The 18,060-nt window shown below is 42.5% G+C and carries 21 protein-coding genes; 17 read left to right on the forward strand and 4 right to left on the reverse strand.

Going from position 1 to position 18,060, the window contains the following annotated elements; genetic code table 11:
- The first annotated feature begins 135 nt into the window (after positions 1–135).
- The 3 genes from MSBRW_RS01095 (at position 136) to MSBRW_RS01105 (ending at position 2,580) form a co-directional block, all read left to right on the forward strand.
- Positions 136–927: a helix-turn-helix transcriptional regulator gene (locus MSBRW_RS01095; protein WP_011305821.1), complete on the forward strand. Its 792-nt coding sequence runs from the start codon at positions 136–138 to the stop codon at positions 925–927.
- 78 nt (positions 928–1,005) lie between these two features.
- Entirely contained in the window at positions 1,006–1,929 is a 924-nt protein-coding gene (locus MSBRW_RS01100) for a ribose 1,5-bisphosphate isomerase (protein WP_011305820.1), read from the forward strand.
- A gap of 183 nt (positions 1,930–2,112) precedes the next feature.
- Entirely contained in the window at positions 2,113–2,580 is a 468-nt protein-coding gene (locus MSBRW_RS01105; RefSeq protein ID WP_011305819.1) for a GNAT family N-acetyltransferase, read from the forward strand.
- On the opposite strand, the gene MSBRW_RS01110 is transcribed toward MSBRW_RS01105, so the two are convergent.
- From MSBRW_RS01110 to pyrH, 4 genes are all read right to left on the reverse strand, one after another.
- Complete coding sequence (locus MSBRW_RS01110) at positions 2,577–3,239, reverse strand: ATP-binding cassette domain-containing protein (protein WP_011305818.1); 663 nt, start codon at positions 3,237–3,239, stop codon at positions 2,577–2,579. The genes MSBRW_RS01105 and MSBRW_RS01110 overlap by 4 nt on opposite strands.
- A 106-nt stretch (positions 3,240–3,345) precedes the next feature.
- A complete protein-coding gene (locus MSBRW_RS01115) occupies positions 3,346–4,461 on the reverse strand; it encodes an ABC transporter permease (RefSeq protein WP_011305817.1) in 1,116 nt (371 codons plus the stop codon).
- 106 nt (positions 4,462–4,567) lie between these two features.
- Positions 4,568–5,746 carry a hypothetical protein gene (locus MSBRW_RS01120; protein ID WP_011305816.1) on the reverse strand — a complete coding sequence of 393 codons (1,179 nt, stop codon included), beginning with the start codon at positions 5,744–5,746 and terminating at the stop codon, positions 4,568–4,570.
- 272 nt (positions 5,747–6,018) lie between these two features.
- A complete protein-coding gene (gene pyrH / locus MSBRW_RS01125; RefSeq protein WP_011305815.1) occupies positions 6,019–6,720 on the reverse strand; it encodes a UMP kinase in 702 nt (233 codons plus the stop codon).
- Between the two features lie 186 nt (positions 6,721–6,906).
- Here pyrH and MSBRW_RS01130 point away from each other — a divergent pair, with 186 nt between their 5' ends.
- From MSBRW_RS01130 to MSBRW_RS01180, 14 genes are all read left to right on the forward strand, one after another.
- Positions 6,907–7,485, forward strand: coding sequence for a TetR/AcrR family transcriptional regulator (locus tag MSBRW_RS01130; protein WP_011305814.1), 579 nt, complete (start codon positions 6,907–6,909; stop codon positions 7,483–7,485).
- Positions 7,486–7,648: 163 nt separating this feature from the next.
- On the forward strand, positions 7,649–8,716 hold the full coding sequence (locus MSBRW_RS01135; RefSeq protein WP_011305813.1) for a DUF362 domain-containing protein: 1,068 nt from the start codon (positions 7,649–7,651) through the stop codon (positions 8,714–8,716).
- The gene (locus tag MSBRW_RS01140) at positions 8,709–9,611 is read left to right on the forward strand and encodes a permease (RefSeq protein ID WP_011305812.1); all 903 of its coding nucleotides are present in this window, start codon (positions 8,709–8,711) and stop codon (positions 9,609–9,611) included. Before MSBRW_RS01135 ends, MSBRW_RS01140 begins: the two co-directional genes overlap by 8 nt.
- A 337-nt stretch (positions 9,612–9,948) precedes the next feature.
- On the forward strand, positions 9,949–10,893 hold the full coding sequence (locus MSBRW_RS01145; RefSeq protein ID WP_198137185.1) for an iron-containing alcohol dehydrogenase: 945 nt from the start codon (positions 9,949–9,951) through the stop codon (positions 10,891–10,893).
- Positions 10,894–11,118: an iron-containing alcohol dehydrogenase gene (locus tag MSBRW_RS23125; RefSeq protein ID WP_011305810.1), complete on the forward strand. Its 225-nt coding sequence runs from the start codon at positions 10,894–10,896 to the stop codon at positions 11,116–11,118.
- Between the two features lie 33 nt (positions 11,119–11,151).
- Positions 11,152–12,564 (forward strand): MFS transporter, encoded by a 1,413-nt coding sequence (locus MSBRW_RS01150; protein ID WP_011305809.1) that lies wholly within the window; start codon positions 11,152–11,154, stop codon positions 12,562–12,564.
- Positions 12,561–12,809 carry a hypothetical protein gene (locus MSBRW_RS21615; RefSeq protein ID WP_155398074.1) on the forward strand — a complete coding sequence of 83 codons (249 nt, stop codon included), beginning with the start codon at positions 12,561–12,563 and terminating at the stop codon, positions 12,807–12,809. The genes MSBRW_RS01150 and MSBRW_RS21615 overlap by 4 nt, the downstream gene beginning before the upstream one ends.
- Positions 12,718–13,410 (forward strand): flavodoxin, encoded by a 693-nt coding sequence (locus MSBRW_RS01155; protein WP_011305808.1) that lies wholly within the window; start codon positions 12,718–12,720, stop codon positions 13,408–13,410. The genes MSBRW_RS21615 and MSBRW_RS01155 overlap by 92 nt, the downstream gene beginning before the upstream one ends.
- Before the next feature lie 80 nt (positions 13,411–13,490).
- The gene (locus tag MSBRW_RS01160) at positions 13,491–14,120 is read left to right on the forward strand and encodes a DUF4405 domain-containing protein (RefSeq protein WP_230669908.1); all 630 of its coding nucleotides are present in this window, start codon (positions 13,491–13,493) and stop codon (positions 14,118–14,120) included.
- Positions 14,121–14,134: 14 nt separating this feature from the next.
- Positions 14,135–15,241, forward strand: coding sequence for an aldo/keto reductase (locus MSBRW_RS01165; RefSeq protein ID WP_011305806.1), 1,107 nt, complete (start codon positions 14,135–14,137; stop codon positions 15,239–15,241).
- Positions 15,242–15,322: 81 nt separating this feature from the next.
- Positions 15,323–15,421, forward strand: a complete 99-nt coding sequence (locus tag MSBRW_RS24110; RefSeq protein WP_080565325.1) for a flavodoxin — start codon at positions 15,323–15,325, stop codon at positions 15,419–15,421.
- Positions 15,422–15,791: 370 nt separating this feature from the next.
- A complete protein-coding gene (locus MSBRW_RS23130) occupies positions 15,792–16,019 on the forward strand; it encodes an LbetaH domain-containing protein (RefSeq protein WP_230669910.1) in 228 nt (75 codons plus the stop codon).
- A 675-nt stretch (positions 16,020–16,694) separates the two neighbouring features.
- Positions 16,695–17,465 (forward strand): SDR family oxidoreductase, encoded by a 771-nt coding sequence (locus MSBRW_RS01175; RefSeq protein WP_011305804.1) that lies wholly within the window; start codon positions 16,695–16,697, stop codon positions 17,463–17,465.
- A gap of 187 nt (positions 17,466–17,652) precedes the next feature.
- Positions 17,653–18,060, forward strand: coding sequence for a cupin domain-containing protein (locus MSBRW_RS01180; protein ID WP_230669913.1), 408 nt, complete (start codon positions 17,653–17,655; stop codon positions 18,058–18,060).

The raw sequence follows: 18,060 nt of genomic DNA on the forward strand, positions 1-18,060 counted from the left end.
AAAAACTCATAATTCAGGAATGGATAAACATTTATCTTAAGAATCAGGTTCCTGTTAACAACTGAGTCGTTCAGAAGAAGTACAGTTGAAAAATGAGGAAGATATTTATTAAATATCTGTATATATATCAAAACCATGAACAGCCCGCTTCTCGAATTGATTTTCCTTTCCGAAAAAAGGAAAAATCTTCTTTTATTTTTGAAGGATGGGCCCAAAACAATTTCAGAGATCAAAGAAAACCTGAATGTAGGTCTGGTTGCAATTCTCCCTCAACTAAAAAAACTGAGGGACAATTCCTTGATTTCAAAGACAGGTGATATCTACAGTCTGGCTCCTCTTGGGATGGCAATAGTTGGTAGAATGAAGCCAATGATAGATGTCTTAAATGTCTTCGGAAGTAAATATGAATATTGGGCAAATCATGCAGTTGAGTCCATACCCGACCCCTTGCGGGAAAGAATAGGAGAGCTGACTAACTGCACGTTTTCCGAACCTCCTGACAGGACATGCCTCTTTGAGCCTCACAGGGAATTTGTGAAAAACCTTATGGAATCAAAAAAAATAAGTGGTATTGCCTCGGTTTTTCACCCACTTTATCCATCTCTGTTCCTGACTTTTGCAAAAAATGGGTCGAATGTTTCTCTTCTTGTAACTAGCCCGATTTATGAGAGAATAAAAGAAGAATATGGAAACGAATTATGTGAATTTATTAAATTCGAAAATGCAAATTTCTATGTTTGCAGCAAAAAAATAGAACTTGCTTATGCAGTTACCGAAAAGTTCCTCTCTCTTACCCTACCCTTTTCGGACGGCACCTACGACCACATAGAAGACGTGCTGTGCTTTGAACCTCAGGCTATACAGTGGGGAGAAGATCTTTTTGCTTACTACAGGAAAATCTCGGATAAACTCACTGAAATTCACTGAAATCTGAATTCCTTCCAGGTCAGTTCCCGGAACAGCCGGAAGATAGTTATAAATTGAACCCTCGCCATCCCTTATACCATGCAAAAAGTTCAGGAAACCGCAGAAAAAATCCGAACAATGGAGATCCGGGGTGCAGGTAGAATTGCAAAAGCCGCTTCTGAAGCTATAAGGGATTATGCTGCAGGGCTGGATGTAGCTTCAATGGAAGAATTCAGTGCCAGAATAAAGGAAGTTTCGAATCTTCTTATCAGTACCCGCCCAACAGCCGTTTCCCTCCCGAATGCTGTAAAACTCTCATCAAAGTATTCTTCAGCAAATGTGGAGGAAGCAAGGCAGGAAATTATTAAAAATGCAAACCTCTTTATTGAGATAGCTGACAAAGCCCTTGAAAAAATCGGAAAGATAGGGTCAAGGAGAATTCGGGACGGGGATGTTATAATGACCCACTGCAATTCCCATGCTTCTCTTTCTATTATCACCACAGCCTTTGAAGACGGAAAGGACATCTCGGTAATTGCCACCGAAAGCCGTCCCAGGCGCCAGGGCTTATTGACAATCCGCCACCTTAACGATTTTGGGATTCCCACGACTCTGATTGTGGATTCTGCAGTGCGCTACTACATGAAAGAGGTGGATAAGGTCGTTGTCGGGGCTGATGCTATTGCAGCTAACGGCGCTCTGGTAAACAAGATAGGAACCTCCCAGCTTGCACTTGCCGCCCATGAGGCCAGAAAGAGTTTTATGGTTGCTGCCGAAACCTTCAAGTTTAGCCCGAGCACGATTGTCGGAAACCCCATAGAAATCGAAGAAAGGGCTGCAGATGAAGTCGTGGACCCTGCGGTTATTTCAGAGCTTTCTCACGTGAAGGTCAGAAATCCTGCTTTTGACTTCACACCTGCCGAATACATAGATATGATTGTAACTGATATTGGAATCATTCCGCCTGCAATGGCTTATACCGTTATAAAAGAACATCTTGGCTGGGAACTTGGAGAAGTTTAGGGTGTATAAAGGTTAGATACATAGAGAAATGTGAGAATAAAATGATATTGATCTTTAATTTTAATCTAACTTTTTCTATTTTTTTCCTGATTTTTAAGCTCAAAACTGCATCTATGAATACAAATTCAAGTCAAAACCTATGGGTACGTTGAGTACTACACTAAACAACAAGAAGGAAAAAACATGATTAACGTTGAATATATAGAAGGTGCACAAGAATCATTATACTTAATACAATCTTTATGGAAGGGTTCTAGAACTTATCACAAAAATAAATCGAAATATTTTGCAGATACTTATGCGAATAAAAGATTTCAAGATAGAGTTAACGAATTAACAGATGATTCAAAAGTTGGTATGAAAGTTAACTTAGCAAAAGACAAAGACACAGGGCAATATATTGGATACTGCATTAGCACAATTAACAAAGAAATGATAGGGGAAATAGACTCACTGTATGTGGAAAAAGAATATCGCAAACAAGGGATTGGAAGTCAATTGATGGAAAGAGCCCTGGAGTGGCTGGATACAAATAAGGTAAATTCAAAAATAGTCGCTGTAGGAGATGGAAACGAAAACGTAATTGATTTTTATAATCATTATGGTTTCCATATAAGAAACATAATTTTAGAACAAGTTCCGAACGCTTAATAATCTTTAATAACCCCATCCGTAATCCTGAGCACCCTTGAACACTCCTTTGCAACTTCAGGGTCGTGCGTCACAACAAGAATCGTCTGCCCTTTTTCGCTCAATTCTTTGAAGACTCGCACAATCGAGTCTCTGGTTTTGCTGTCCACCTCACCCGTTGGTTCGTCAGCCAGGATAACGGCAGGCTTATTCGCAAGTGCCCTGGCAATAGAGACTCTCTGTTGTTCTCCTCCTGATAATTCCGAAGGCTTGTGGGAAAGTCGGTCTCCAAGGCCAAGTTCTTCTAGCAGCTTTCTGGCTCTTTCTCCTCTTTCTTTTTTGGGCACTCTGGAAAAGCGCATGGAAAGCTCAACGTTTTCAAGTGCAGAAAGTGTAGGGATAAGATTATAGTGCTGGAAAATAAAGCCTATTTTTTCTCTTCTCACGCGGGGAAGCAGTTTTTCAGGTACAGATGTAAGGTCTGTCCCGTCAAGAATTATTTTTCCGTCCGTGGCTTTTTCAAGTGTGCCTATAAGTGCAAGGAGAGTGGATTTTCCGGAACCTGAGGGCCCCATTATCGCAAGCAATTCCCCTTTTCTTACAGTTATGCAGGCACAGCGAAGGGCATGGACAGGGATTTTACCCTGCGTATAAGTTTTGGAAAGGTTTTCAACCTGCATTATGATTTTCTGGTCTTCGTTTTTCAAATTTGACTTATTTTCTTCTGTTTTCGGTATTTTTTCCGGTTTATCCGGAATTTCAAACCCTCTTCTCTCAATTACCGTATCAGGCATGCTTCAGAGCCTCCATAGGACTCATTTTCGAAGCCCTGTACGCAGGATAAAGTCCTGAAAGAGCCCCTATAAGTAAAGCAAAGAGCATGGCAATTATGAGGAGCCTGGGCGTTATCAGGAAAAGCACTATCCTTGTATTTGCAAGCCAGGCATTCATAATATAAACAGCTCCGGTACCCACAAGAATTCCAAGGACCCCACCGAAGAGACCCATAACAGAAGCTTCCCCAAGCGTGAGGAGCAAAATATCCCTTGTTTCGGCCCCAATGGCTTTTAAAATCCCAAATTCTCTTGTTCTCTCGGCAACGGACATGAGCATGGTATTCATTACGCAAAGCCCGCCTATGATTGCTGCAAGGAGTCCTGAGCTGATAGTGATTACGCTGAAAATCATGAAGGACTGCCTTGCCTGCATTTCAAGCTCGTTGGGAGAAAGGGTGCTTGTACCTTTAACGCTTAATTCTATGCGTTTGGAGAGCATCTCGGCATCGATCCGTTCATCAGGCACTGCAAAGATATAGGAAATCGAATTGCCAACATCGTAGAGATCCTGTGCGGTTTCAAGAGGTATAATCACCGCGTTGTCAAAAATCGAGCCAGTATAATCCAGAATTCCTACAACAGTGAAATACTTGTCATGTATCTCAAACTTACTCCCGATCTGTAGTTTATATTCCCTCTGTATGTTGCTTCCGACAACAACATTATAAGAATCCCCAGGATTGAGGAAACGGCCTGCTTTCAGCTCCACAGGGTAAAGGGCAACGCTGGATTTTTCCGGGGGGACGCCCAGGATTTGCTTCCCGGTCATTCCCATTTTGTCCTCATCAAAAGTAGTCATTAAAAGCCCATATGCATCTTTTACCCCTGCCACCCGAAGCACGTCGCTTACCTTATCGTCCGTGAGTCCTCCTCCAAAGACTCCGCTTTCGGAAAAGACCCTAATTTTGTCGCTGGTCACACTCATGGAACGCTCAAATGTCTGGTGGAAATTTTCGGACATTGCACCCATAACTATAACTGCAAAGATTCCAAGGGCAATCCCACAGACTGTCAGTGCACTCCTGACCTTTCTGTTCAGAATATTTCGGATGATGAGGTCAAACATGATGATCCTGCATTCGAGTTTTATACTATTTGGGTTTTCAAGATTTTCAAAGCTTTCAAGATTTTCAAAGCTTTCAGGACTTTTTATTTCCTTTTTTCAGAACTCTTTATTTCCTTTTCCTTCCAGACAAGATTCCAGCGCAGAGACAAATTCCAAGGACTGCAAAAAAGCTAGAGGCTGGAGATTCTTTAACAGGGGTTGCTTCGGCAACGGGTTCAAAAACCCTCAAAACTGTTTCATGGCTGTCCAGAATTTCTCCTTCGGAATTCAGCACATGGATCTTTACATTATAATCTCCCTTCTGGACTCCCTGCCAGATTATTCCTACCGTATCTTCTTTTCCCGAAGTCAAGATATCTGCGGTCTCTTCAAAAACCTGTACCTTCTCATTCTCAGGCGTCAGCACAACCCTTACAAATCCGTCAAAAGGCACCTGGGATTTTCCGACGACAGTAACACTTGCTCCGTATTCATCCACATCAATATCCCGGTCAACAATTTTCACCTTTTCTTCGGCTCTGAAGTTCGAGATATAGGCTGCAGTGACATCAGGAGAGTGGGAATGGACCTTCAAAATGGCAGTGTAGTTTTTATCTTTCTCAAGCAGGAAAGGCCAGTAGCTTGCGTTATAATAAGTGCTTATAACAGGGATATTCTTCTGCTTTTCAGAATAAACGATTTCTGTGCCTGAGAGAAGTTTCAGGTCAAGGTCGATAACGCCGGGTTCAGGCGCCTGTATACTCCTGAGACCAGTGGAGCTTGTAAGACTCATTAAAACTGAAGCTTTCTCAGAATCTGCAGAGAAGTCAACAAGTTTAATCTTTGAAAGGATCGGATTTCGGTCGGAAAATGAAAGTTTTCTGAAATCAAGGTTTTCACTTCCATTTTTAACATAAACATACGCCGTATAGGAGTTTATGTCTTTTCCAAAATCTTCATTAATTCCCCAGAACAGGACTTTTGTAACTTCCTGTCCTTTCTCCACCGGTCCCAGCAGAAAAGTTTTTGATTTCAGCAATTTATTCTCCGAATTCAAAGTAAAAACAAGAGAGGCGTTTTCAAAAGGTTGCTCAAACCGGACTGTAGAATCCGCTAGCTCATTGTCCGAGAAAAAATCAGTGATAACGGCATCTCCCTGTCTTTCCTTCTCAGTGGCTGTTCCATCTACTGCGGCAAAAGCAGGACTGAGCTCAGCGCAGAAGATAGCCAGGAATTGAAGAATGAAAAAAAAACGGAAAATAAACCCTCTGTGTTTAAAAGAACTTTTTTCTTCAGGCAAATCCAAGCCCGGTTCCTCCTCAAGTTCAGAAATTTCAGGACATAAACTTCAGGAAATCGGCTTTGTAAGAGTTTAAACTCTAAACCGGTACTCCCATCTGTTTTCTATTATTGGGATATATATTGGAACCTCTATGTTTAAGTTTTCATCTTCTGCAAAAATAAAGATTTTTAAAGCCAGCTTTTGTTTTTCGAACTCTATCTTTTCTGGCTATTAAAGGCTTGTCTGAGCCTTAATTGGTTTGAACTTTAAGTCTGAATTGGTTTGAGTTTTGAACCTCATATCTTTGTCGTAATCCAGGTCCCGCACGATATGGGGGACTTTTTGGCTGCTTCTCTATCAAGAACTTCTTCAAGCTGGACGGGGTCCCGAGCATCCATTACAAGAGCATCGAGTTTGCAGCGTTCGATAATTTTTGCGGCTACAGGATCAACAGGGGATTTGGAGCCTGCTTTCATCTCAATCGCCATGACTATGTTTATGAGCTTCTCAGGAGATATTTTATCGTACTTTACTGCCGAAGGGTCACAGTTAGGGTCTGATGAGTAAACTCCATCAATAGATGTTGCAATTGCCAGCAGGTCTGCTCGCAGGAACTCTGCAAGAATTGCAGCAACGGCATCCGTGGTCTGACCAGGAGTGACGCCTCCCATAACAACTACCTTTCCGGGACGGATAGCCTTTGAGGCTTCAAGATAATTTGTAGGGATTTCCGGACAGGCATCGGGCCCAAGAGCTGCGGCAAGCAAATGCGCATTCAGACGAGTAATTTCAATACCTATGTAGTCACAGGTTACTTCATCGGCACCAACTGCCCTTGCAGTGTCGATGTAATTCCTTGCCGCTTCTCCTCCTCCTGCTACCACAAGCAGAGTATGCTTTTTTGAGAGTTTCCGGAGAACATCCGCATATTTTAAAAAACGATCGGGATCTAGATTTTTTGCGAGAATTGAACCGCCTAATGAGAGTACTATGAGCATGATGATCTCTACACATTAACAATTCGGATTTTTAAATGTATCGCTGGATATTTTTTACTTAAGTTACCAAAAATCCCTTATGTACTGCAATACTTAAAAGAGTTAATAATGAAATGCCGTAAAGTATTTATAATAACGTAATACTACAACATAAATGACTAATCAGTCATTTTACAGAGATAATATATGAAAGAACAGGTTAAAGACAAAAAAACTGCTATTCTGGAAGCAGCCCTGAAGCTCTTCACCGAAAGAGGCTTTCACGGCACATCTACTGCCCAGATTTCAAAAGATGCAGGTGTAGCCACAGGCACGCTTTTCAACTATTTTCCTACAAAAGAAGATCTTATTAATAGCCTGTATTTTGAGGTAAAAGGAGATTTAAGCCGCAGTATGGGAAAAGAAATTGAGGTACAGGATGCCTTCAAGGATAAATTAAAAAAAATATGGTCAAATCTAATCAAATGGGGAGTAGCAAATCAGGAAGAATTCCTTTTTGTCGGACAGTTCTGCTCATCCCCTTATATTACAAAGTTTACGCGTGACGAAGTGATGAAAGAGTATGTATTCCTCCATAAGCTTGTGGATGAAGGAATAAAAGCGGGAGAAATCAGAGATTTTTCCGCGGAACTGACCATTGCAATGTTTTATCAGGGTAGCAGGGCGGTAGTGAACCTTATCATTGATTCAGATTCTTCACTGGATGAAAATAAGGTTATGGAAGATGGATTCCAGATTATTTGGACAGGTCTGGCTAATAACTAATTTTTTTCATTAATATATGAGTGATTAGTCAGTCGCATTCTAATTTGAGGTGTTAACTGTCTAAAAAACAAATAAGAGATTAAAGGCATCTTCGGGCATTACTAGAAGGAGTTCATATCTAAAATAAGTTTAGGAAGTGAAAGTGCAGATATAAGGAGGAAATATGAAAAGACATTTTACGATTCTGTTAGCTTCCCTCCTGATGTTTTCTCTGATTACAGGATGCATCACGAATGACAACAGCAACAACACCAAAATCAACACCTCAGAAAATGCTTCTGAACCATTAATAGTAGATAGCGTTTCTGGTGAGGAGTCTCAAACGATAGCTGCTCCAGACAACGCAGCGAATGAAAAACCAAAAGTCTTTATGACAACCGATATCAGCCCTGAGGGTTTGATGGCTGTTTACGAAGCATTAGACCGTAATGTTACCGGAAAAGTAGCGGTAAAGATCAGTACGGGTGAGCCTGGCGGTCACTATTATCTTTCGCCCGGATTGATTAAAGACCTGGTACAGTCAGTGAATGGAACGATCGTCGAATGTAATACGGCTTACGGTGGTGGTAGGGCTGAAACGGCTATGCATAAACAGGTTGCAGAAGATCATGGTTTCACTGCCATCGCACCTGTTGATATTATGGATGAAGAAGGATCTATTTCTCTGCCTTTTGAAAACGGGAAAAATATTCAAGAAGATCTTGTCGGTTCCCATTTTAAAAACTACAATTCTTTCATCATACTTTCCCATTTCAAGGGACATGCCATGGCCGGTTTCGGTGGTGCATTCAAAAACATGGCAATCGGTATTGCATCTGCTGAAGGGAAAATGTGGATCCACAGTGCTGGTAGGACTAAAAGTTTAAATGATTTTTCTCTTGCTTTTAGCACTGACCAGGATTTGTTCCTTGAATCCATGGCTGAAGCCGGTGGGGCTGTCATGAACAGTCTTGGAGACAATATTGTGTACATCAATGTGATGAATAATTTGTCTGTTGACTGTGATTGTGACTCAAGTCCTTCTGAGCCTACAATGAAAGACATCGGTATTCTAGCATCTCTCGACCCGGTAGCACTGGATCAGGCCTGCGTGGATCTTGTTTATGCAGCTCCTGATGGACAAGATTTGATCGAGCGTATGGAATCAAGAAATGCTACTCATTTGCTCGATCATGCAGAAGAACTTGGCCTGGGCAGCAAGGAATATGAATTGGTGATACTGGATGAGTGATATACTCCAAAGGGAGTTTATATATCTGTGGTACTACTTCAACATCCAATTCAACCAAATTGCAAAATATTGGGCATTTGGTATTTTCCTGGGATCGGTAATTTCCGTATTTGGTAAAGATAGGATCCATAGGTTGTTTGTTTCAATTCAAAACAAACGTCTGGGAATATTTGGAGTGGTTCCGGCAAGCCTGTTCGGAATCACCTCCCCTCTTTGTATGTACGGAACAATACCTATCGCTGCTTCATTCTCCGAAAAAGGCATGAGAGATGACTGGCTGGCTGCTTTTATGATGAGCTCTATTTTGCTGAGTCCTCAACTGCTCATTTACAGCGCCGCTCTCGGCAGGACAGCGTTTGTCATACGTTTTGTTTCATGTTTAACTTGTGGTATCCTGGCAGGGCTTTGTGTCAGGCTCTTTTTCAGGAATAGGAACTTTTTTAATTTTTCCGAATTTGCAGAACCGGCAAATCGGGATACAGATCCCAATATACTGCTCCGCCTGCTAAAAAACATCTGGAGGAACATCAAGGCAACAGGAGGTTATTTTCTTATTGGTATCGCCCTCTCGGCAATGTTTCAGCATTATGTGCCTTCCGATTCGTTTGCCGCTCTTTTCGGCAGTCAGCGAGGATTTGGCGTGTTGATGGCAGCAACGATAGGGGTCCCTCTATATGTGTGTGGTGGGGGTACGATTCCCTTGCTGGTGGAATGGCTGCATTCCGGCATGAGCATGGGATCTGCTGCTGCGTTTATGGTCACCGGGCCCGCAACAAAAATTACGAACCTTGGGGCTGTCAAAATTGTTCTTGGTGCCAGGCAATTCAGTATCTACCTGTTATTTACAATTCTATTTGCAATTACAACAGGGGTTATCATAGACTGTTTTTTGTAAATACTTTAATTGAGCCTATGCTGGCTAAAAAATAATTTTTCATATCTTATGAGTGAGTAGTCACTCAGACACAAGATAAATATTTATATAATATTAAGAACTATTACGAGTGACTGATCAGTCAACATCCTGATTCACGTTACATAATAAGCTTGTCTCAAAACTAAAAATTACCTCTTTGAATCTCAAAAGTGGGAGAATCAATCGAGTTTCGGATCATGAAAAAAGCAGTCCTGAAACTCCTATTGATTTGAGAAAAAAATTGATTTTTGGTGAACTTATGAATTGAATTCATCAAATGCATGAGAAGCACAGGACTTACGATTGAGGATTTGATATGGGTTGTAACATGTATGTACCTACTCGAACTTTGTTTGGAGCAGGTCAATTAAACAATCTGCATACCCAGAAAATGCCTGGCAAGAAAGCTATGATCGTTATCTCTAACGGAAAATCCGCAAGAGAAAACGGTTATCTTGCAAGAACTGAAAAGCAGTTGAAATTAGTAGGAATAGAAACCGTAGTGTTTGACAAAGTTCAACCCAATCCATTGAAATCAACGGTGATAGCAGGCGCTGCTTTCGCAAAGGAACATGGCTGCGATTTTATTGTTGCTCTGGGTGGCGGAAGCTGTATGGATGCGGTAAAAGCTATCGCTATTATGGCCACAAATGATGGAGACTATTGGGATTATGTGTTTGGTGGAACGGGAAGAGGGAAGCAAATGGAACATAAACCACTCTCTGTTATAACCATTACGACAACAGCAGGAACAGGCTCCGAAACTGATCCTTGGGCAGTTGTAACACATGAAGAAAATCACGAAAAGATTGGATATGGTAGTGACTACCTGTTTCCTGTTCTGGCAGTGGTCGATCCTGAACTTATGATATCTGTACCACCCGAATTTACTGCCTATCAGGGATTTGATGCATTATTCCACAGCATTGAAGGATACGTTTCTAACGGTGTCAATCTTATGAGCGATATGTATGCCATCACTGCAATAGAAAATATCTCAAAAAATCTTGCAAAAGCAGTGAAGAATGGAAACGATCTGGATGCGCGTGAAAAAGTGGCTTTTGGGAATACCCTTTCTGGTGTGGTTGAGTGTGTAGGGAGTTGCACAAGTCAGCATTCCCTAGAACATGCAATGTCAGCCTATCATCAGGAACTTCCCCAAGGTGCAGGTCTTATCATGCTCAGCAAGGCTTATTTTACACATCTGATCGAGAAACATGTATGTGATAATAGGTTCGTACAAATGGCACAGATAACGTGAATGAAGGATGCGAAGGAGCCGATGGATTTCATCACAATGCTGGTGAAATTGCAGGAAGATTGCAGAGTTGCAGACCTCAGGATGTCCTATTACGGAATAACACCGGAAGAATTTGAAACCTTGGCAAAGAACGCAAAAGATACGGTGGGTGGCCTGTTCCTTTGTGACAGAACTGAGCTAAGCATGGAAGATTGTATTGCCATCTATAAAACTTCCTACAAGTAAACTAACAATACGGCCAATCGAGGAAATTATCATATGAAGGATAGTACCGCGCACCTTTCGCACCCTACTGCCGTGCTCGCTTTCATTCTCGCCAGCTACTTGATGATCGCATTCGACATCTCAGTCGTCATTACAGGGCTCCCGGAGATTCAGAACAGTCTTGGTTTCTCAGCCACCGGACTCTCCTGGGTGCAGAACGCCTATACACTCGTCTCCGGGGGCTTGCTCCTTCTCGGATCTCGCACTGGTGATATTCTCGGCCGGCGTCGTATGTTTATTGTTGGGATTGCGCTCTTCACTGTTGCATCGACAGCTGTTGGCTTGGCACCGTCTGCTTCCTGGCTGATTGGCGCCCGCGCTTTTCAAGGTGTTGGGGCCGCGATCCTGGCCCCGACGACACTTGCTCTTTTATCGGCAAACTTTGAAGGGGATGAGCGTACGCGTGCGTTAGCTTACTACGGTGCCGTTGCCGGTGCAGGGGTCAGTGTAGGTCTTGTACTTGGCGGCATCCTCACCAGCTGGATTTCTTGGCGTGTTGGTTTCTTTATTAATGTGCCTATAGGGATTGCCATGATTCTAGGCGCACTGCACTACCTTGCCGAAACCGAGATGCATCCGAGCCATTTTGACCTCGCTGGCGCCACAAGCTCAACCCTGGGTATGACTGCGCTTGTCTACGGCATTGTACGTTCCGCGACCGCTGGCTGGAGTGATTCTTTCACTATTGTAGCTCTCACTGCAGGCACCCTATTGCTCGTATTTTTTGTTCTTAATGAGTGGCGTGCAGAGCAGCCGATCATGCCACTACATCTGTTTGGAAATCGCGAACGTGTAGGAGCTTACTCAGCCCGTATGCTTTTCCTTGGTGCAACACTGGGCTTCGTTTTTTTTACGACCCAGTTTCTCCAGGGTGTTAATAACTACACTCCATTCAAGGCTGGACTCGCCTTTCTCCCTATGACGGTTGCGAATTTTGCAGCAGCTTTTACTATTCCAAGACTTACACGACAATTTGGCAACTCCCGCCTGCTCGCCTCTGGTATCTTTATTACACTGATGGGGATGGCCTGGATTAGTCACCTCTCTGCTGATACCCATTATCTTACCGGAATAGCACTGCCGATGGTTGTACTTGGTATCGGTCAGGGTATCACCATGGGCCCTCTCACTGCATCAGGCATCGTCGGCGTCACCAAAGAAGATGCAGGCGCTGCCTCCGGGCTTGTCAATGTTGCTCACCAGCTTGGTGGTTCATTAGGACTCGCCATTCTGGTTACCGTATTTGCCACCGCCAGCTCCACCACGCTAGATGCCCAGCAACTACTTGCACATCGAATAGCAACATCGCTCGCTGCCGGTACGGTAATGCTTGCAATAGGACTTGTCATAGTCTTTGCGCTGATCGTACGGCCCAGCAATATCTTTCGTATTCCTGGTACGAAATGATGGAAATATATGGAAAAGAATGCGAGGGCATCAACGTTACCTTGCCCACTGAGGAAATTGAAACAACGCTCAGGAAATATCCCAATACCGTCCTCTACTATAGTGAACATGAGAATAAATTTGTGGATAAAAATAAAAGAGGAGATACACACGATGAAGAAAATATCAGCGCTGGCTCTCATAATCTTGATGGGCCTCTTCCTCGCCGCCTGCGGATGCACAGACAGCGACACAACAAAGATTGACGTAAATAGTACACAGCCAGAAACACAGAACAATAGCCCCAATGTTACCGTCCCAGAAGAAACCAATTCTCCAAATACGGAAACTGAAAGTGAGAATCATACACAAACGGATTCAGCGCCAAAAAAAATTCTTGTGGCTTATTTTTCACATACTGGCAATACGCGTGTAATTGCTAATCAAATCCACGAAAAAGTCGGCGGTGATATCTTTGAAATTGTGACCGTAAATCCATATCCCACGGATTACGACTCTGTGGTTGATCAGGCAAAGCAGGAACAGGAAGATAACTACAGGCCCCAGCTGAAAACAAAAGTTGAGAACATGGACTCCTACGATGTGGTTTTCATAGGTTATCCCAACTGGTGGGGAACGATGCCAATGCCGGTGTTTACATTTTTGGAGGAATATGACTTTTCCGGGAAAACCATTATACCGTTCTGCACACACGAAGGAAGCGGCCTTGGACGAAGTGTTGAAGACATCACCGAGCTTTGCCCGCAGTCCACTATTCTGGACGGCCTTGCAATCAGAGGATCAAGTGTAAAAACTGCGCAGGATGATGTATCCGAGTGGCTGCGTGAAATAAGAATGACAGAATAAATGAGGAAAACTCTTTGACTCGGAAATTGTTGATTAAGCTGACCATTGACCTCTTTATGACGGTTCTCATGTTGGCAGCCATGGCTTACAACCTAACCGGAAACATGATCCATGAACTGTTAGGAGTTTCCTTGTTTGCGTTATTCATTGTCCACAGTATCTTAAATCGACGGTGGTATCAGACAGTTATAAAAAGAAAGCACAATACACGCCGTGTTCTTAATACAGCGGTCAATCTGCTTCTTTTCGTAATGATGCTAATGCTGTTGGTAAGCTCCGTGCTGGTTTCCCGTAGCTTGTTTGCTTTTATTCCAGTAGACGGTGGTTTGATTGCACGGCAGATACACATTCTGGCCGCATATTGGGGATTTATCCTCATTTCCATACATCTGGGAATGCACTGGGGAATGATTATAGGTATGGTTCAAAGGATACCTGGAATTCCCTCTCCGAACCGTGGACGTACATTTGCGGTGCGAGTCATGGCAGTGTTAATCGCTGTATATGGAGTGTATGCATTTTTTGAAAGAGGTGTGGGTTCCAAGTTGATTTTGTACTATACATATTCCTATTGGAACTTTGATGAATCAGCCATGTTTTTCTTCACGGATTATCTTTCCATCATGGGAGTTTGTATCTGTGTGACTTACTATGTTCTGAAATTTGTCCAGAATAGGAAAATGCAGCGCCTATCAATGAATAATCAATAACGGAGAACTCAAAGATGAAAGTTGAATATAGAAACATACCGCATGGCGGCGGTAAGATCAGCACAATCGGTATTGGCGCAGGAAGCCTGCACGAATCTAGACCGCAGGAAATCAAAGACATCATTAGTTATGGCATGGAACACGGCATAAATCTGATTGACACGGTTATGTATGATTCCAGCGCAGTGGAGCCCATTGAACAGGCACTGAAAGGACAGCGGGACGATATGATTATGCAGATGCATCTGGGTGCTGTCTACCCAAAGGGAACATATTCGAGGACAAGGGTTCTTTCAAAACTTAAGAGAGGGTTTGAGCAGGAGCTGAAAAAATACGGCACGGACTACGCTGACATTGGCATTATTCATTGTGTTGACGAAGTTCGTGATTTTGAAAAGATCATGTCCAATGGCATTTTTGATTATGCTCGAAAGCTAAAGAAAGATGGAACTATTCGCTATCTCGGCTTTTCATCCCATTCTGCGGATATTTGTAGACGCTTTATCGAGACCGGAGAGATTGACATTTTTATGTTCAGCCTCAACGCCGCCTATGATTTTAAACCGTCACGGGGTAAGCTGGTTTTATCACATGAGCGTATGGAACTTTATCGTGAATGTGAAAAACGCGGCATCGGTATCACGGTAATGAAGCCTTATGATGGTGGACAGTTGCTGAACGCAAAGACATCTCCATTCCGCCATAGTATGACAATCCCTCAGTGCATACAGTATGCGCTGGACCGCCCGGCTGTTCTCTCATGTCTTCCGGGTGTACGCTCCAGAGCAGATTTGGAGGATGTACTCAAATATTACTCCGCTTCCGGAGAGGAACGGGACTATTCTTTTATCGGCAGCCTGCCGCACCGGGACATACAGGGAGCCTGCATTTACTGTAACCATTGTCAGCCGTGTCCATCCGGAATCGACATTGGTTCTGTAATCAAATATTTAGATCTGGCAAACGCGGGTGACGAACTCGCAAAAGATCATTACATGAAATTAAGCAAAAACGCACACGACTGCATAGAATGCGGTGTCTGCGAAAAGAACTGTCCTTTCCATGTTGATATCCGTGGCAGAATGATGGAAGCAAAAAATTATTTTGACAAGTTAAAATGACTCCGAATATGTAGGGTAATTTCAATGAGTAAAAAGTATTGATGCAGTCCGCCACGCCCGACGAAAGCGTAAAACAATTTTGTGGCTTATTTTTCACATTCCGGCAACACGTGCAAAATTGCCAATCAAATCAACGAAAACGCTGGTGTGGACCTCTTTGAAATAGACAGAGAGATTTAGAAAATAAAATAGATTGTATAAATAGAAAATATGAGGCAGAAAAAATGAATCGTCCTGAAAAATCAAATAACCAGGATGAAAAGCCCTTGAAACAAGATAGAGACATTTTTGAACTTGATAATCCAGAGAACTGATTTCTATAGATGAACCGGAATATCCGAAGTTAAAGAAAATGATTCATCGTGCTTTGGAATTAACCTCCAAATTAAATACTTCAGTTCTTGATGAGGATGAAATCAGGAGTCTGTTCAGTGAGTTGATAGGTTCTGATGTATACGATTCCTTTTGGGTAATTCCTCCATTCTATACAGATTTCGGACGGAATATTAAGGTCGGTAAAAATGTGTTTATAAATCACGCATGTACCTTTATGGATAGAGGGGGGGTATTAACTATCGAGGATGACGTCAAGATTGGACCAAAGGTCAATCTTATCACATCCAATCATCCATTGAATCCGTCTCATCGGAGGGCAATAATGTCAACTCCGATATGGGTTAAAAGGAATGTATTGATAGGAGCTGCTGCAACCGTTTTTACCCGGTGCAACTATCGGAGAAAACTCTGTCTTGGCAGCTGCAGCTGTCGTTACGCATGATGTTCCTCTTAATACTGTCGTGGCTGATGTACCAGCAAAAGTTCTCAAGACCCTCGAGTGAAAGATTTTTTCCGTAGATTTGCTTGCTCCCTGGAAGAGTTGAGGAGAAAGAAATTATCTACAGAACTATGCCTGAAATATCGGAGATATCAAAGGAAGCAGAGCAATGAAGCAGGCGTATGAAATGGGAAAAGCAATTTGATTGGAGTGAAATATACAACTAATATTCGGCAGGTCGATATTTCATTTTTTTATAATTTTACTGATGTCGATTTTGAAATAATGGTACCTTGTTGTATGTAGTTATTAGGTTTACATATGATCCAAACATAATCTCTCATATTAAACTTTGATAAAAAAATGATTAAGTATTTATATGTGTCATTGGAGTTGAGCCACACGTCAACCAGCTTTAAATCTAATATATATTTATCAAATGTTCAAAAACGATGTCACGAAAAATATTCAAATTCATTATGTTGACCTGCCGAAAATAGGATACAATAAACGGAGTAGAATTATGCGAAACGAAATTTAAGGAATTGTTGTATCCTCTTCAAATTACACGGTAGAAAATAAATTTCTCGGATCTTTCAAAAATATCCTGGATATAATCACAGAAAAAATATAATATTAATCCCATTGTTTATATATGCAAAAATAGGGGGGAAAAGAATGGCTATTAACGAGACTAAGCGATTTTTGGGGAAAGTTGTATTCATTACCGGAGGGGCTACCGGCATTGGCCAGGCTACTGCGGTCGCCTTTGCTCGTGAGGGCGCTAACGTGGCACTGACTTATCACAAGCAAGGGGCTGAACAGACTGCTCGTATGATTGAAGAACTTGATGGACAAGCATTAGTCATCAAGTGCGACGTATCGCAAGATGAAGACGTGAAAAATGCTATAGAAAAGACTATCCAAACGTTCGGTCGGCTTGATTACGCCTTTAACAATGCCGGCATTGAAGGGGAAACCGTAATAACTGCTGAATATCCAGTTGAAGAGTGGAACCGGGTCATTGCCACTAATCTCACGGGAGTTTTCCTCTGTATGAAGTACGAGATTCCGCAGATGCTTAAGCAAGGTGCTGGGGCAATTGTAAATTGTTCCTCCGGGGCCGGACTGACCGGTTTTCCAGGTATTCCAGCATATGTTGCCAGTAAACATGGGGTGGTGGGGCTTACAAAAACAGCAGCCCTTGATTACGCCAAGTCAAATATTCGGATCAATGCTGTTTGTCCTGGAATGACCGACACTCCGATGATGGAACGGTACAGTGGGGGCACTCCTGAGGGTTACAAAAAAATAATCGAGCAGGAGCCAATTGGAAGAATGGGCAGGCCTGAGGAGATTGCGATTGCGGTTCTATGGCTTTGTTCAGATGCAGCTTCCTTTGTGACAGGCGATGCGATGCGTGTCGATGGAGGACAGTTAGCGCACTAACGGTACATCCATACTGCTGAGAATGTTGAACAAGGTCGGTGTGTTGATGTTCATGGGGCTTATACTTGCCAGAGTTCTTTGGAACATGTAATGTCGGCAATTCACCGGTAACTTCCATATGGTGCTGAAAAGAAAGTAGTATCACGAAAAATTTGAAGGAGAATAAAATATGGATAAATCAAATGATTTGAGTGAAAGTGTAATCTTCCCGAAAGGTGAAAAACTTCCGGAACAGTTTAGTAAGTATTTTACAGGTAACGCATGGCTTAATATGCTGGTGCCGAAGGATAATGAATTTAATTGTCCAATAGGCAATGTAACATTTGAACCAGGCTGTCGGAATAACTGGCACAGGCATCCGGGGGGGCAGATTCTGTTAGTAACAGGTGGACGTGGTTACTATCATGAGGAAGGAAAGTCGGTACAGGAACTTAATCCAGGTGATGTAGTAAAAATTCATCCAAATGTGAAACACTGGCATGGAGCAGCACCTGACAGTTGGTTTGTACATCTTTCCGTTGAGACAAATGCTAGCGCAGGTCCGGCCGAATGGCTAGAACCCGTAACAGATGAAGAATATAACAAGTTAGAATAA

This window comes from Methanosarcina barkeri str. Wiesmoor, from assembly GCF_000969985.1.
GTDB classification, from domain to species: Archaea; Halobacteriota; Methanosarcinia; order Methanosarcinales; family Methanosarcinaceae; genus Methanosarcina; species Methanosarcina barkeri_B.